The following is a 17,059-nucleotide window of genomic DNA, read 5'->3' on the forward strand; positions in this document are numbered from 1 at the left end:
AAAAAAGATATTATCTTTTTAACGAAAAATGCCCTTTAATCATTTTCCCATCGGCAAAGGTTAATTGAAACCAATAATCGTCTGCAGGTAATTCGTACCCATTGAAAGTACCATTCCATCCTGTACTTTTTGACCCCAACTCTTTTAATAATTTACCATAACGATCAAATATTGTCAAAGTAGATTTTGATAATAAATCAAGATTTTTAATGTTCCATAAATCATTAAATCCATCCCCATTAGGAGTGAAATAACGAGGATAATCTAAAACATATAGGAGAAATGGATTTGATAAACCACATCCGTTTTTGTCACGTGCATAGGCTAAATAATTACCAGGAGCTATTCCATTAAAAATGGGGTTATCTTGAAAATAAGACCCATCTAATGAAAACTCATAATTTCCTGTACCAGTATATTCCAGTTCAACTGAATTTTCATTCCCTGCAAAATCATTTATTGTTGCTCCAGTTATTGTTGCTATACCAGAGGCTGTGATGTGGAAGTTCTTTGTTGCCTCACAACCATTTGTATCTGTAACGACTACTGAATAATCTCCTGCCGTATTGACCAAAATAGAATTTGAAGTTGCGCCTGTATTCCATAAATAACTGGAATATATGTTGTTTACAGCTATAGTAAGAGCACTTCCTTCGCATAAAGGAATGTTTTCATCTTCAAAGTTTGGAGGATTAAATGTATTTATAAAAAGTGTAATTTGGGTAATCGCATAACAATCAGATCCGTTAAGTACTCTTACAAATAGAGTTTGTTGGTAGGGAATCGTATTTTTGAATAAGAAAGGTAATTCGTTTTTTTCAAGATATGCATCTGTTGGGTTTGAATAAAAAGTAACAAAAATATTATTTCCTATACCTGAAAATTGACCAGAAGTAGCTACAGCCATTAAATCAAATTGATGTATTCCATCACTGACTCCATCATCATCACAAACTGTTACTGGATCTAGTGGAGCTATAGTTTTATTCGAAATGGATAGTGTCAATTCTGCGGAGTTAGAACAGCCATAATTGTCCGAAACTTTGGCAATTACAATTTGATTATTTGCTTTGTTCGTATAATTAGTTGGATTTATAATTTGATTTTGATTGTTTTGAGCATCAAAACTATTTTCGTAAAAAAACATTTGTTTTAGATTACTATTATTGTTTTTTATGATTGCTTCAGCTTTTGTTAAATTAAAAATGGCTATTCCATCTCCATTTTCATCACATTGAAATAAAGAGGTATTTTTTAATACAATTTCGGGTGTGTATTCAACTTTTAGTTCACTTGTAGCTATACATATTGTAGGACTTAAAATGACTTCGACTTTGTAGGTTCCTGCATCTTTAACGGTATAAGAAGGGCTAATTTCTCCTATTAATAAGACATTGTTTTTATACCATTTATATATATAACTGGCAGGAAGTTTAGTGTCAATTACATAATTTTCACCAAAACAAATTCCATTATTAGTTGCTAATAACCGATCGGCTCCTAATTCTACTTTGGTTGTAAAACTTCCTGCTTGTAGAAAAACTGCCGAATCATAATACTCAAATTCATCATCAGCAAGTACTAATTTAATATGATATGAATTTCCCGCAACAACATTAGTTTGTGCATTTAATACAACCGTTTGTCCACTATAATTAATAGGGCTTGTATTTGCTGGGCTTGTATTTATTTGTCCAAAATAAGATTCGTTTTTTGCTGCACAGCCTGATGTACTTCCAGTAGTATTAGTAAAACTGATAGTAGGATGAACATTTTCAGAGGAAACTGGAGTAATGTTATCGGGTAAAACAGCTAAATTTTTATAAACACCTGTTGGTCCATTTTCTTTAATTAAAAAAGCAAAACCATCTGAAAACCGACAAGGGAAATCATCTTGATATTCATTTGAAGCAAAAATATAATTGAAATTAACAAAATTGGTTAAGGGCGTAAAATCAAATTCTAATACTGTTGCATTTATGGACTTAATTCCTAAGGCTTGATCTAAATCGGTATCTCCTTTCCAAGACGAACTTCCGCCACCTTGATTTCGTATAAAGGGACCAACTGAATTAGTGCTACTCCAAGTACTTAATAATACTCCTTCGGTAAAAGGAAAGTTACTTGTTCCTGAATTAAAATAACTATAACTATTTTTTATTCCAGAAAAAGTATCCCCAGTTACACTAGGATTAGAGGTGTTAGCGCAAGGACTTTTATTTGTTAATAAATCAACCAAGTTTTGTGCTGTGTAGCTATCATTTACAGTAATATATTGAGCCTTTCCTATTGTAGTGCAAAAGGAAAAAAGGATACAAAGTGAAATTGTTTTTAAACATCTCATAGCCTTGTAAAGGTACTACAAATCTCTGTTTTTTAATAATCTATAAGATAATAACATAAAAAGTAATGACCAAGTTAGTACAATTAGTATAGCGCTAAAGTGTACACTATAATCTATTGTGCTATTAACTCCAATTTGCGTCCCAATATTTTTTATGACCGATAGCCTTCTAAAGGGCATAACAATTAAATTAGACATAGATTCTAAAGGGAAAAATTGTGTTATAGAATCGGCGGTATCACTATCTGGAAATATTTTAAAAGTTAAAATTCCTTTCGTAATCCATTCCCCTATTGTCCAAACTAAAAGAAAACCTAATGCAAAAGCGGAGCGTTTAACGAGTATCCCCAAAAACAAACAAAAGGAGAAAAACCCAACTAATTTCACGAAAAATGCCACTAGATATTCTAAATCACTAAATACGATACTTATTTCTGTATAAGATGAAAAGCTGTACCCTAATAATAAACTCATCAAGAAAACAAAAACAGTTGAAACCAATGCAAATAGAAGTACAGTCAAGAATTTAGAAATGATTAATTCTTTTTTACTCATTCCGTCAATCAAGTTTTGTTTTAACGTACCATAGCTGTATTCATTTGCCATCATTGAAACAATAACAATGGCTAAAAAGAATTTTAACCAAGCAGCTATATAGGTATTGAAATGCCATATAATTGGAAAGTTAAAAATCCCCATTTCGGCAAGATCTAACTTAAAAAATCCAATATCAAATTTTATTGATGCTATTAATGCAATAAAGGAAAGAAGAATGAAATAAGTAAGTGTAAGTATTCTACTGGCTTTATTCATCCAGATTTTTTGTAATTCTATAGATAGTAATCGTTTCATAGCGGCTAGTTTAATGTTGTTGGTGTAACTGTACTGGTCAATTCTAAAAACTGTTCTTCAAGGCTATTTTTACGTTTTACCAAATGACTTAAACATATGTTTTTTTCAAAAAGGAATTTGTTTAATTCAGCCGCTTCTAATGCATTTTTTAAATAAACAAAAACTTTTCCCTCTTCTGTTTTTACACTTTCTACAGCTGGATGTGTTTTTAAAATAGCAATTAAATTGGCGTTGTCATCAGCTTGTAGCTCAAAGAATCCTTCATTTGCAGTCATGCCATCAACAGAACCAGAATATAAAACAGTTCCTTTTCTTAAAACCAATACATGGGTACATACTTTTTCGACTTCATCGAGTAAATGAGAAGCAAGTAATATAGTTGTTCCTTGAGCAGCGATTTGCTTGATAATATCTCTAATTTGGTGAATTCCTTGTGGATCTAATCCATTGGTAGGTTCATCAAGAATAAGGATTTCTGGATCATTCAGTAGGGCAGAAGCAATGGCTAGGCGCTGTTTCATTCCTAAAGAAAAAGTACTGAACTTACTATTTTTTCTTTCATCTAAACCTACTAATTCTAGTTTTTCCTGAATTTTAGTATAGTTGATATTCTTAATTTTACAAACTAGTTTTAGATTTTCTTCCGCCGTCATGTAAGGATAAAAGTTAGGTCTTTCAATAATAGCCCCTACTTTTTTCAAAGCTTCATGAGTTTCCATTTTACCATCAAACCAAAAGTATTCTCCGGATGTTTTATTTACAACATTCAAAACAATTCCCAATGTGGTTGATTTTCCACTTCCATTAGGTCCTAAAATACCGTAGACATGTCCTTTTTTAATTTCAAAAGAGACATCTTTCAAGGCTTGTAAACTGCCGTAGCGTTTATTGAGATTTTTAATCGAAAGAATAGTTTCCAAAATGTTCGTTTTTTAGTTTTTAATAGGACGAACAAAGTATGAAATTGTTACTATTATATTTCAAATTATGAATTAAATTAATTTTGAGGCTTCTTCTAATTTTTTTGCGTTGATAGGTTTCATAATATAGCTTTTTACCATATCATATTTTTTTGCCATTTCAATATCTGAAGGATCAATGGAAGAGGTAACAATAAAAATTGAAATATCTTTTTTTATTGGTAAAAGGATAAATTCGTCCAAAAATTGCCAACCATCTAGTATTGGCATATTTAAATCAAGTAAGATAACATCAGGCAAATTATCAGGATCTGTAGCGTTTTTTTTTAAGTTTTCTAATGCAACTTGGGGGTTAAAAAACGGAATAATCTCTTCACAAAAATGATTTTTTGTAATTAACATACTCATTAATTTTATAGATAATTTATCATCATCAATAATATAAGTAATTTTATTTTTCATTTAAGTGAATTTTAAAAGTTGACCCAACACCTTCTTCACTTTCTACTTCAATTTTACCTTTCATCGCTTCTAATTGGTTTTTGGTAATAAAGAGTCCAATACCTCTTGCGTCATCATTGCCATGAAAAGTTTTGTACATTCCAAATAATTTATGACCGTTTTTATTTAGATTTATTCCTAATCCATTGTCTTTAAAGCTTATTATGGTATAATGTTCATTAATTTCGTAACCTATTTCTAAAGTAGCTTTTCTTTTCGTGGATTTGTATTTGATAGCATTTGTAAATAAATTAAGTAGAATGCTGTCCAGATAGGCAGGAATTACACTTACAACAAGGTTGTCAGGAATAGAATGTGTTATTTCAATGCAACTTTCAACGATTGATTGACTTAATGCCATCTTTACTTTTTCTATTTCATCTTTTAAACAAATGTGTTTTTTATCAATATTTGTGTTTTTTTGAATGGTTATGATTTCGTTTAAATACTCAATCGTTTCGGATAATTTATCAGTTCCTTCTTTAAACATTTCTATATAAGACAATTTTTCATCAGTATCATCCGCACTTTCCATAACATCTAAAATCATAGATAAATTACTGGCATGCGAGCGGATATTGTGTGAAACGATATGAGCAAAATTAAAAAGTTTGTCATTTTGATCATTGGTAACATCTAATATTCTTCGGAGTTCTAGTTCTTTTTCTTTAGCTACGGTAACGTCTCTACCTACACAAATAAATTTGGTGCAATTTCCTAGATTGTCAAAAACAGGTGTTGTACTTGACTCATACCAAAATTTTTCTTTTTGTTTGTTATAATTAAGGATTGTGGTTTTTATATTTTTTTTAAAATGAAGGGCATCATTAATGTTACTAATAGTTTGTAAATCGGTTTCCGGACCATTTAAAAAGGCACGAGGTTTTTTACCAATGATTTCATTTAGAGAAAAACCAGTCAATTTTAGAAAAGCATTGTTTGCCCATACAGTCTCACCTTCTGGATTTGCAATTATAATTGCATCAGATGTTTCGGATGCTACTAGAGATAGCATGTTAAGGTTGTCTTCTACATTTTTACGTTCACTTATATCTCTAAAAAAACAAACTAAAAAAGTACGATTGCCGACGATGAATTTTTTTCCTGATGCGACTTCAACTGGGATTATAGCACCCAAGTTTGTCTTTATAAAAGTCTCATTTACAAAGTAGTTGTCTTTATCTTTATTATTGGCTAGAAACAATCGGATTTCAATTCTTTTCTCAATTGGGAACAACTTTGAGTTGTGTATACCTAGTAATTCAGATGATTTATATCCCGTAAGCTCATAAGCTCTCGAATTACAATCCGTAATTATTCCAGTAGAATAATCAATAATAATTATGGCATCATTAGCACTGGAAAAAATAGAAGAAAATTTCTTAACGTTTAATTCAAGTTCATTAATTAAATTTTGCTCTTTTGTAATATCTTGAAAAGTACCTAATAGTCTAATTACTTTATTGTTTTTCAATTCCGTCCGACAAATACATTCAACATATTTTATGTTATTTTTTGCTGTGGTAATTTGAAATTTATCATTAAATGAGATACCATCGCTAATTGCTTTTTCTATTAAAGCTACAATTCTTTCTCTGTTTTCACCGGGGCTATAAAATTTAATTCCGTCACCATTTATCGGTTGAAAGTCTTCAGGGACTTCAAGAATACATTTTGTAATGGAATCCCAATATACAGAATTGGTCTCTAAATTCGATTCCCAGATACCAATTTTTGCAGATTCGGCTGCCTTGATATAAATATCATGCTTATTCGTCATAGTAGGTTTTAAGATAATGGTATATTATGTCTTGGGGACTTTCAAATTTAAAATAAATTATTCTCTGAATCGTTTTTTTTGTATTTAATATTTTATTTTTTGAAGTTAAAAAATGTTTATTTTCTAATTGCTTGATAATCAGAAATATTTTTTAGCTGGTTAAAATATTTTTTTTAGTAGATTAAATATTGCATGAATTAACTGATACTGATGCATTCCGCTTTTTTAAAACTAAGAAGTTTATCTTTTATTGCCAATACGGATCAAATTAATGTAAATTTGCATTAAATTTTATCCAAATGAGCGAAGGCGAAATTCTATTTAAAAAACCAACTTATCCTGTAAATAAACCGTTATTTGACTATTTAGAGCGTTTTGACCGTATTTCAAAAGTTCAAATTTGTTATGATGATTTACTGCGTTTTTCTGGTTCAATAAATGTGTATGATAAGCAGGACCAGGACACTTTATGGGCACGTGTTTTTTATAATGAATTTGAAAGAAATGAAATAGACTTGAATTTAAAAAAAATCTATTCTCTTTTGCACTCAGATGGAAACAATGATATTATAAAATTTTTAAATGTAGATGCAATTGATTTTTGCACTTTTGGAAATTCTAAACCTTTTAGGATAAAAGTCAGAAATATTTTAAATGATAATTATGTACATTTTTACATTAAAAAAGCAGATGCTTCCCGTATATATGGACTGGAATTGGAACATATATTATCACCTGATAAAATAAATTTTTTAGTATACGATGATACTTTAATTGAAGAGCATATTATTGGGATTCCAGGTGATGTATTCATTGAAACACTATTAAATGACTGTACGGAGACTGAAAAATCTCAAATTGCAAAAGAATTTGTAAAATTTAATGAACGTTGTATGATTCGCCTTTTGGGTGACATGAGAGCGTATAATTATGTAATCATCCCAATTCATGATTTTGATCAAGTAGTGTATAGAATTCGTCCTATCGATTTTGATCAACAATGTTATGAGGGTAATTTTAAAATTTATCGTCCCCAATTCTTTAAGGAAAACTATCCGATGGTAAAATTGGTTAAAGAAAAACTGCAAGAAAGTTCAATTGAGCAATATAAAAATGAAGAACGTGCAGCCTTAGCCAAAAGAATTCTTTCGGCAGAAACACGTATCAAAAGAATATTGAAAATTATGGGGAACGATATGATTGCCCCAGACGAACATGTACAACAATTAAAATTGGACCTTTATAAATACACCAACGACTTGAATTTTAAAAATGCAAAACGAATGGGTAATGTATTGAGTGCTGCATTCAAATTTGTTACAAGGAACTTTAAAAATGCCAACTTATTTAAACCTGGTTTCTAGTTTGTTTTTTTGATTATCTTCTTTTTTATTTATGTGATATCGGTATAATTTATGAAAAATTATTTTTTGTTTTTTTCGGTCGGTTTCTTTTTATTTTCATGTCAACAAGATTCAGGTTTACTATCTCCCCTTTATAAATTACCGGACAATTTAAAGGAGGTTTCTGGTATTAGTTACGCACCAGAAAATCATTTAGTTTGGGTAATTGAAGATAGTGGCAATAAGAATAAAATCTATGCTTTAGATCAAAAAGGGAATGTTGCGAATAGTCTAACAATAAAGAAGACAAAAAATATTGATTGGGAAGAGATTACTAAAGATGGAGAAGGGAACTTATATATAGGTGATTTTGGGAACAATGAGAATGTCAGAAAGGATTTATGCATTTATAAAATTGCAAAAGCAGCATTAGATAATAAGACAACTGCACCCATTTATAAAGTGTCTTTTTCTTATCCAGAACAAAATGAATTTCCTCCAAAAAAGAAAGAATTACTTTTTGATGTTGAAAGTTTTTTTGAACTAAAGGGTAATTTTTATTTGTTTACTAAAAACAGAAGTAAGGGATTTGATGGTACTACATTATTGTATCGAATCCCAAATAAAGAAGGATTCCATCAAGCGAAGTTATTAGGTAAATATAAAACAGGGAATGATTTTGATAACTATGCAATAACAAGTGCAGCTATTAGTCCAGATCAATCAAAAGTAGTCTTGTTGAGTCATAGCAGAATTTGGTTATTTGAGAATTTTAAAGAGGACGATTTTTTCTCGGGAAAAATGTGTGAATTTAATTTAAAGCATAATTCTCAAAAAGAAGGGATTTGTTTTAAAGATAATGATAAATTACTAATTGTCGACGAAAAAACAAAGGGTAATGGGGGAATGGTTTATGAAGTTTCCATAAATAACCTTAAACTAAAATCCAAACCCTAATCCAAAAGTGATTCGTCCTTCATCATCTGGGCTCTTAAAATAAGTAAGCCTAGCAGTGATTACATTTAAACCATTAAGCCATAAACCTCCACCAAAGGATTGATGCCACTTGTTTGATTTCTCTTCGTCTAACCAAACTCTTCCATAATCAAAACCTCCTAAAACACCATAAGTCATTGGAACAATACTTTCGCGTATTTTTCCAATATTCCATCTTAAATCACTACTTTGAAAAAAGGATTGCTTGCCTAAAAAGCGTTCATTTCTAAAACCTCTTAAATCATAATCACCGCCTAAAGTTGCACCTTGATAGAATTCAAAATTATTATTTAATACCGCTTTTCCTTTTAACAGTGTTGCTAAAACAAACTTACCATTAGAGTCAATTTTGTGATTAAAATTAAGTTTTGATTCAATTGTTGGAAAATTACGATTTAGATCACCTAGGTTTACTTTCCAGCTTCCTGAAATCGAGAAACCCATTCCAATGCTTGGTAATGAGAGGTTGTCGTAATTTTCATAACTATATTTTAATGAGGTTCCTGCAAATTGTTGGTATTCAAAAACGTTAGGGTTTACAGTATTTACAGTGGTTATAAAACGATTTACAGTCCTGTCAATTTCTATATTTTCAAAAATAGATTGAATAGTTATTGTACTACCATTAAGGCCTGCTTTTTTTAATTGTGGAGCCGCTTTAATAATTCGAATACGAACACGGTTGTAATCCATTCCTTCGATATCATCATTATTGTGGGTTTCGTTTCCATAGCCAAAATAATTGATTGCAAAATTGGGGCTTGTAAACTGTGTATCTAAATTAAAATCCCATAAACCAATAACTTTTGGAGCCGATAAATTATAAAGTAATTCAAAACCTTCAGTAGCAAAATAGTAATTACCTTTAAATATATGTTTTCGAGTGTATGGATTTTGCTTGAAACGATTAACGGTATAGTTGACATTTATACCAAATTTTATTCCATCATCAGGGTTAAAGCCTATTGTAGGATATCCTGAAAAGGCATTGTATTTTGGCTTTTTGTAATTATATAAGTTAGTTTCATAATTGTCGCTCAATTTTTTTTGAGTTTTAGAATCGATATTGAAAGTGTTGTTTTTAGAATCAAAATCTAAGATTTTAATTTTATCACCGTTTTCTACGGTATAGGTATCGTTATTTTGACCACCAATTAGTCTAATTTTTGTTTTTGAATAATAATTCCCTTTTACTTCAAATTCATCATCATCATCTAACCCATAGATCCATATGTTTTTAGTTTTAGAACCATTATAACTAATGCTATGGATTAATTGTTCTCCTTCTTTTTTTAATCTATAAACAGAAACTTCAATATTGTTTTTTGAGATGTGATTGATGACAAATTTGTCTTTTTTATTGGTACCAACAATCAAAACTGTTTTTTGTAAAACGGTGGAATAATTAGAAGCATAATTAGCTAGTTTTGCTCTTCTAGATTTTAACTTTTCCTTAATTTCGGCAATTGTTTTATCCTGAACCTCTTTTGGTAAACTAGTAAAAGCATTATCAATCGCTTCATCTGTAAGGTTTTCTTGAATGTATCGTGCTTCTTTAATCCAATCTTTTTTTGTTGCCGTTTTTAAAAAAGCCAAGTCTAATTGATAGGCTTCACGATTAAACCACTTGACATTTTTTATATCATCTTTAAAACTTTGCATATGTCGCAATGCGGGAATATTCATTAAAATAGAAAGCAAAGCACCATCGTATTTTGAAAATGCTTGGTCTCTATCTCTAGGAATCGGTTTGTAAATTATTTTCCCATCCTCCTTATATTCGCCCCAACGCCATTGATCATAATGCCTGTCCCAATCTCCAATTAACATGTCAAATAAACGGGCTTTTATATATTCGTTTTCATCAATACTATATTTCTCGTCTTTTACTAGATTTTCTAATACTTCTTCGGTTCCTATTATATCCTTTGGAGTACCAAAACTTTTTAATTTTTTTTGACTTTCCGAAGGCCTTTCTTCAACTAAATACAATTCATCACCAAAATTGGTGTTAAATTCTTCCAAGCCATTTTGCTTTGGGATGTAAAATAATTTTGGATTAGTGTGAGATACCCCAATTTTATCTGCTAAAGCACCAACAGCTAAGGGAGTGTATGGATGTGCAGTGGTATAAAAATCATATAAAAAGTCTTCAGCAAATGTATTTTCAAATTCGTTTTCTACATATTGATCTTTAAATGCAACACTTTGCAAAAATCGGGAGACACTCTTTTTAACTGCACGCATTACATATTCCTTACCGTCTTTATCAACAAGTCGTAATGATTTTGATTGATGACCCCCACCTGCAATATCTGGTTTTAAACCTCCATACAAGGTATCTAGAATGGCAGTTTTGGCTTCTATAAGTACACCATAATAATTTCTATAATGTGTTCCTAAAAATAAATTATGTGCTTTACTTTTATGAATCATGTCTGGAGTATAAACAGCCGATTTTGTTGTTAGAGAAAATTTATTTGGATATTCTAAAACTACTTCGTTTTTGGAAAATAAGACAGTTTTCTCAAAAAGGAGCTTGTTTTTATTGTTTTCTTGACCAAAAAAGGAAACGATTGTTTTTCCATTACGATAGACTTTTAAAGTAGCAAAACCATTTTTACCGTAAGAGAAATCATTTTGATAGATCGCTCTGGCTGCTTCCGACTTTGATCCAGCACCGCTTATTATTTGTTTTATATTTTGATGATCAATGTATTGTAAATTATGATCGTGTCCAGAAACGACTATAACATTATCATGTCCTTGTAAAAGGGTTTTTATTCTTTTCGAAAAAGCGGTATATTGTTTGTTTTGAATGTCTTGAGGGCTTATTCCGGATGTTTTTCGAATAAAGTTAATTAAAGAGCCTATTACTGGAAGCGGGATTTTTTGTTCCAAGGGAAAAAGCTGTTTTTTTAATGAAAACTGACCGCCATGACTACCGTTGCTCATTAATGGATGGTGTAATGCGAGTATTACGGTTTTCTCTTTGTTCTTAGTTAATAAACTTTCCAGTTCCTCAAAAAAGCCTTCTCGAGATTTAATATCACAATCGTCATTTATTGTTGGAGTCTTGTCCCAGTCCTCCAAGAACCATTGACTATCAATTGTAATTAGTGTTGTGAAATCATTAATTTTTAAATCATCTATGGGACAACCTTTTCCTGGTAAAAATGATTTTTTATCATTTAAGTAATCAGTAACAATTTCTTCTTGACGCTTTAAACCATTTATTCCATTATACCAATCATGATTTCCAGGTATAAAAAGCGTTTTACCTTTAAACTCTTTAGAAAGTGCTAACTGGTTTAATAGTTTGTTTTTTGCCAAATCATAACTGGATTTGTCTTCTTTATTTGGCATTCCTTTCGGGTAAATATTGTCTCCCAAAAAAAGTAACGTAGCATTTTTATCTGATTTTAGTAATGCTTCATTAAGTTGGTTTAGCGTTTTTTTTGAATTATCTTCGTCACTATTACCAGCGTCACCAATTAAAAAAAAAGTATGAGCAATTTTAGAAGTATCATCTGCGTTTGTTGTTAAACTAGCTGTAATTTTATTTCCATATTGTGCATGATGAGTTGCACAAGAATGCAATATGAATATTGATAAAAATAAGTATGCGGGTATTTTATATTTTATAAAATGATTATCTGAAAACAATTTCATAATTTAGTATTATAAAAATTTTTATGAATCTTATAGAACAAGCCGAAAATTTTGTAATTAAATTACTCAAAGATAGACTTTCTATTTCATTTACATATCATAATGTTAAGCACACAATGGATGTGGTTAAGGCGGTTGAAGTCCTTAGTGAGAAAGAGTCTTTAAGTCAATTAGATAGGGAAATAGTTTTAATAGCGGCTTGGTTTCATGATACAGGTTACATTCAAGGTTGTGATCATCATGAGCTTTCTAGTGTAACGATAGCCACTGATTTCCTCAAAGAAAAAGACAAATCTACAGAATACATTGAAAAAGTGGCTAGTACAATTCAAGCTACTACATTCGATTATGCACCTAATACGGTTCTGGAAAAAATCATAAGAGATGCTGATTATTCTCATTTTGCGAGTCCTGATTATTTAAGTATTTGTGAATCGTTAAGAGCGGAATGGGAAAATACACTGCAAAAATTCTATAATGATTTTGAATGGGATAGCGAGAATTATAGAATACTAACACAATGTCATCAATATTATACTGATTTTGCAATTGCTAATTGGACGCCGTTAAAGGAAAAAAACATACTCTTGGTTCAAGATAAAATAAAAAAAATAGAAGCCAAAATGGAAGAAATGCCTAAGAAAATAAAAAATAAAAAGAAAACGGAGAAAAACAAAAAAGCGGATCGTGGTGTTGACACTTTGTTTCGAATCACATTAAGTAATCACACGAGATTAAGTGGTATTGCTGACAGTAAAGCCAATATTCTACTTTCAGTAAATGCAATTATTATTTCTATTGCGCTTTCGTCAATTATTCCAAAATTAGATAGTGCAAATAACGCGCATTTGGTTATGCCAACATTTATTATGCTTATGTTTAGTGTGATTTCAATAATTTTTGCCATCCTATCTACACGCCCAAAAGTTACCAGTGGTATTTTTACGCGAAAAGACATTGAGGATAGAAAAGTAAATTTGTTGTTTTTTGGTAATTTTTATAAAATGCCTTTAGAAGAATATGAATGGGCTGTAAATGAAATGATGAAAGACAACGAATACTTATATAATTCTTTAATTAAAGATTTATATTATTTAGGCTTAGTACTTGAAAAAAAATATAGATTGTTAAGGATTACTTATAATATTTTTATGATCGGAATTATTATTTCGGTGATTGCATTTGTACTGGCTTTTTATTCTGTTAGAGCTTAATTTATTTCACTTAATAATTCCTGATAAGAATATTTATCATTAGAAGACTCTGTATTAAACACTTTTATTCGTAAAGCTTTTAAACCTGAAACGCCCTGTAGCTCTTCAATGTCAAATTGTTCTATAGTAGGTTCTAGAATTTTTTTGAATTGCAAAAATTTAATGTATTTCAAATATTCAGTTTCCTCATAGCTATGAGAATATACGATTGTTATTTTTTCTTTTTGAGTTATTCTTTCTTGCGTACCTTTAATATTTGCTTTGTCAATGCGTTTTTTTACTACTTCATAGCGGGCATTATATGTTCCATCTACGTCAAAACGTTTTTCGTCCATTCTAAATCGTATGGAAAGTGGGGAGCTAAATACTAAAATTAATGAAGTCACATCTAACTCATATGGTAAGGCTTTTTTTAATCGATGGTGTTCTAATTCCATTTTGCATAAAGTTTGTAATTGCCATAATCTCAGGTTGCTAAGATACATGATGTCAAAAGGTTGTGAAGGTGTGATAGAGGCTCCAATATATAAATTATGTTCTACTCCATCAGTTTTAAATCGTTCAAAATAATGAGGAAAAATGGTTTGAGCATCAAGTTGTTCCTTATCTAGAATGGAAGCCATTTTTTTATTGATAATGGACATTGCATCATCAAACTTTTTTCTAGAATGATAAAACAAAGCTGTTTTAGGATCTAATTCTTCAAAATATTGGTTAATTATTAATTGACACGTATTGTCAATCTTAGAGTTATTTAAAATAGGATGTATTTCTTTTTGAATATAGTTTTGAATTTGTTGCTCAGTATCTGCTTTTAATTCCTTTTCAAGTTCTTTAAAATAGGTTTGCATTTCAAATTTTCGTTGTTCCAATAATGTGAGTGAGCTATTAGATTTCAAGCTCTCAAAAATAGTTAACAATGTTTTTAATTGATTTTTAAGATCCTCTTTAACAGTGTCATTTCTATGCTGTGAAGAGCCTTTAATGTCTATTTGACCATATAAAGGATATACTTCTTTAAATACAATTTCTTTAAAGATATAGTCTTTATTTGGGCTGTTCGTTTGGTAGTATTTTTCAGCTTCGTTCTTAAATTTCCAATATACACTGGAATGGATTGCAGTATATTCTCTTTGAATTACTGCCTCTATTTGGTTTTGTAAATCGACATTGTAGCGTTCCAAAGAATCAATTACATATGGCAGTAGAAGGTCTAAATTGTTAGCATTGATACTGTTAAGTTCTTTTGTTTTGGAAGATACTAGCTCTATAATACCAAGTAGTTTGCCGTTTTTTAAGACAGGAGCCAGAATACAACTTTTTATATTTTGTTTCAATAAATGGTTTCCTAAAGTCTCATTTCCTAAGATTGTAGAGAATTTTTCAACATTTGAAATTATAAATGTTTTTTTTTCATTCAAAAGAGTAATTTGAGAACATCCAAAAAAGGCTTTGTTACAATCGACCATTTCATCCTGTTCAAAAAGAATGTAACTTTTTATTTTGTTATTGAATGGCGGCTTTATGAATTTATCTTGTTTTTCATCATAAAAGATTAAACCTACTTTTAAATCGGGAATTTTAAAGATGGACCTAAATATAGTTTCAAAATTTTCTTGATTTCCGGCATCGGTTTCAGACTTTAATAAGTTACTTTTTAAATTAGAAATTGCACTTTCTGTGGTAGCATCAAAAAGAGTTACGATACCAAAACCCTTAAATATCCAACTTTCTATTGGAAATTTTTGTTTCCATAACGAGATGTCATCATAATTATCCATTAATTGATCAATATCTTCTGGGGTTAATGCAATTGATTTTTTAGTTGGAGTTATTTCTAAAAAATCAGCATTATAAAGAATACGATAATGTTTTAGTATGCCATTTGAATCAGGAATATCATAAAATAAAGGTTTATTGATTTCAAAGTGTTGTTGGTAAACCGTATTCAAGATGAGTATACAACTTACAATGTATAACTGATCCCCGTCAAGGTCTCTAATGGACATGTCAAAAGTACCGCCTGCCTCTTTTAGAATTTTACTAAATCGTTCCGAAAAATTAAAGGTCAAGTTTTGAAAGGGAATTGTAACCGCCTTGATTTCATTTTTTGTCAATGCAGTTGGAAATAAATCAGCCAGTAAGTATTTTATGAGTGTTTTATTATCCTCAATAATAGATATATCTTCAATACCAGTACTAAACTCAGGAATATGTTCAATTTCTTTTAATAATGCTTTGGCATAATTGGAGCGATAATCAATTTCAGACAAAGCTATTTCCTCCAAAGATTCAATCAGTTTATGAAATGAAATTAAGGTTTTAAATGGACTTTCTTTGAAAAAATTAATGTTTCCCATAAAATATGATATAGGGTACAAATCTACAAAAAACTAAAATTAAAAGTACATTTTGATAACTTATTGTGTTCTTTTTGTCAATCTTTTCCTATTGGCCTTTTGTGTCTTATTTACACTAAAACAGGGAAAAGTAAGGATGTTTTTTGGAGCGTACTATAGGTTATGCTTTATGGAGTTTTTTTTTATAAAATTGGATTAAAGTTTCGTTGATTTCTTTTAATTCAGGAGTGAGGTTGGTTCTATTACCTTCATCATCATTTGTTAATTCTAAATCACAGATTGAACATTTATATTCATTGATGTGATTGGTAATTCTTCTTGATAGGATGATTTTATGACCAATAATTTTGCAAATCATTTTTTTACTTAGAAAAATGTCTTTGATTTCTACTTTGGTCATAATTAGGTTGTTTAGGTAGATTTGGGGATAATAAACTTATTAAATTATCGTTAATATCCCTAAATTTATCGATTAAATGCGTGTTTATTTATTTTTAACAAGGTATTACGTATATTTTGTAACAATAATAAATTAAAATATAAAAAAAATCTCTAATTACTGAAAGTAATTAGAGATTAAAAATTTGGGGCAAAATTTTTTTAAATAAAAATTATAGGACTAACTCATAATTTAGATTTATTTTATAATTCAAGACTAATCAATAATAATTAGACATAAATTAATTCTTTTCTATTCGAATAACTTGAACCTCGTAAAACCTTTTTTTTATTGTTTGTAAACAATGTATGATTAATAGTATCAGCATCTCTTTAATTTAAGTTTTGAACAATTATTATATCTAGATCAAATCTAAGGAGTTATTTTTTTAATAAATAACTCTCTTTTTATTTTATTGACAATTAAATGTCATTAAATAAAGGGGCTTATTCTATCTAATATTCATTAGATTTTAAAAATATTTGATTTCTTAATTATGTAAAACAATAGGCTAATTAATTTGTCTCATAATAATAATTGTTTAGGTAGGTTTGGGGACTGTAAATATAGAATTAATCCGTTAAAACGATTAAAAAAATCGATGAAATACATAAATTTAGTTTATTTATAGTAAATAC

11 protein-coding genes are annotated in these 17,059 nt (G+C 29.7%); 3 read left to right on the top strand and 8 right to left on the bottom strand.

Going from position 1 to position 17,059, the window contains the following annotated elements:
• Positions 1–10 precede the first annotated feature (10 nt).
• From AB3G34_RS03285 to AB3G34_RS03305, 5 genes are all read right to left on the bottom strand, one after another.
• Complete coding sequence (locus tag AB3G34_RS03285) at positions 11–2,344, bottom strand: choice-of-anchor L domain-containing protein (protein ID WP_369753444.1); 2,334 nt, start codon at positions 2,342–2,344, stop codon at positions 11–13.
• Between the two features lie 15 nt (positions 2,345–2,359).
• On the bottom strand, positions 2,360–3,196 hold the full coding sequence (locus tag AB3G34_RS03290) for an ABC transporter permease (RefSeq protein ID WP_367752008.1): 837 nt from the start codon (positions 3,194–3,196) through the stop codon (positions 2,360–2,362).
• Between the two features lie 5 nt (positions 3,197–3,201).
• Positions 3,202–4,116: an ABC transporter ATP-binding protein gene (locus AB3G34_RS03295; RefSeq protein ID WP_369753445.1), complete on the bottom strand. Its 915-nt coding sequence runs from the start codon at positions 4,114–4,116 to the stop codon at positions 3,202–3,204.
• Positions 4,117–4,188: 72 nt separating this feature from the next.
• Positions 4,189–4,578 carry a response regulator gene (locus AB3G34_RS03300; RefSeq protein WP_367768508.1) on the bottom strand — a complete coding sequence of 130 codons (390 nt, stop codon included), beginning with the start codon at positions 4,576–4,578 and terminating at the stop codon, positions 4,189–4,191.
• Positions 4,568–6,397, bottom strand: a complete 1,830-nt coding sequence (locus tag AB3G34_RS03305) for a PAS domain S-box protein (RefSeq protein WP_367768510.1) — start codon at positions 6,395–6,397, stop codon at positions 4,568–4,570. The genes AB3G34_RS03300 and AB3G34_RS03305 overlap by 11 nt, the downstream gene beginning before the upstream one ends.
• A gap of 299 nt (positions 6,398–6,696) precedes the next feature.
• On the opposite strand from AB3G34_RS03305, the gene AB3G34_RS03310 reads away from it, so the two are divergent.
• Positions 6,697–7,761 carry a hypothetical protein gene (locus AB3G34_RS03310; protein WP_367752016.1) on the top strand — a complete coding sequence of 355 codons (1,065 nt, stop codon included), beginning with the start codon at positions 6,697–6,699 and terminating at the stop codon, positions 7,759–7,761.
• A 51-nt stretch (positions 7,762–7,812) separates the two neighbouring features.
• Positions 7,813–8,697 carry an SdiA-regulated domain-containing protein gene (locus AB3G34_RS03315; protein ID WP_369753446.1) on the top strand — a complete coding sequence of 295 codons (885 nt, stop codon included), beginning with the start codon at positions 7,813–7,815 and terminating at the stop codon, positions 8,695–8,697.
• On the opposite strand, the gene AB3G34_RS03320 is transcribed toward AB3G34_RS03315, so the two are convergent.
• Entirely contained in the window at positions 8,680–12,408 is a 3,729-nt protein-coding gene (locus AB3G34_RS03320; protein WP_369753447.1) for a metallophosphoesterase, read from the bottom strand. The two genes, AB3G34_RS03315 and AB3G34_RS03320, sit on opposite strands and share 18 nt — an antisense overlap.
• Positions 12,409–12,431: 23 nt before the next feature.
• Here AB3G34_RS03320 and AB3G34_RS03325 point away from each other — a divergent pair, with 23 nt between their 5' ends.
• Entirely contained in the window at positions 12,432–13,622 is a 1,191-nt protein-coding gene (locus AB3G34_RS03325) for a Pycsar system effector family protein (RefSeq protein WP_369753448.1), read from the top strand.
• Here AB3G34_RS03325 and AB3G34_RS03330 read toward each other — a convergent pair.
• Positions 13,619–15,982 (bottom strand): GAF domain-containing protein, encoded by a 2,364-nt coding sequence (locus AB3G34_RS03330; protein WP_369753449.1) that lies wholly within the window; start codon positions 15,980–15,982, stop codon positions 13,619–13,621. The genes AB3G34_RS03325 and AB3G34_RS03330 overlap by 4 nt on opposite strands.
• Positions 15,983–16,142: 160 nt before the next feature.
• A complete protein-coding gene (locus AB3G34_RS03335; protein WP_367768523.1) occupies positions 16,143–16,382 on the bottom strand; it encodes a hypothetical protein in 240 nt (79 codons plus the stop codon).
• Positions 16,383–17,059 lie beyond the last annotated feature (677 nt).

It is taken from the genome of Flavobacterium sp. WC2409, from assembly GCF_041200085.1.
Lineage (GTDB): Bacteria > Bacteroidota > Bacteroidia > Flavobacteriales > Flavobacteriaceae > Flavobacterium.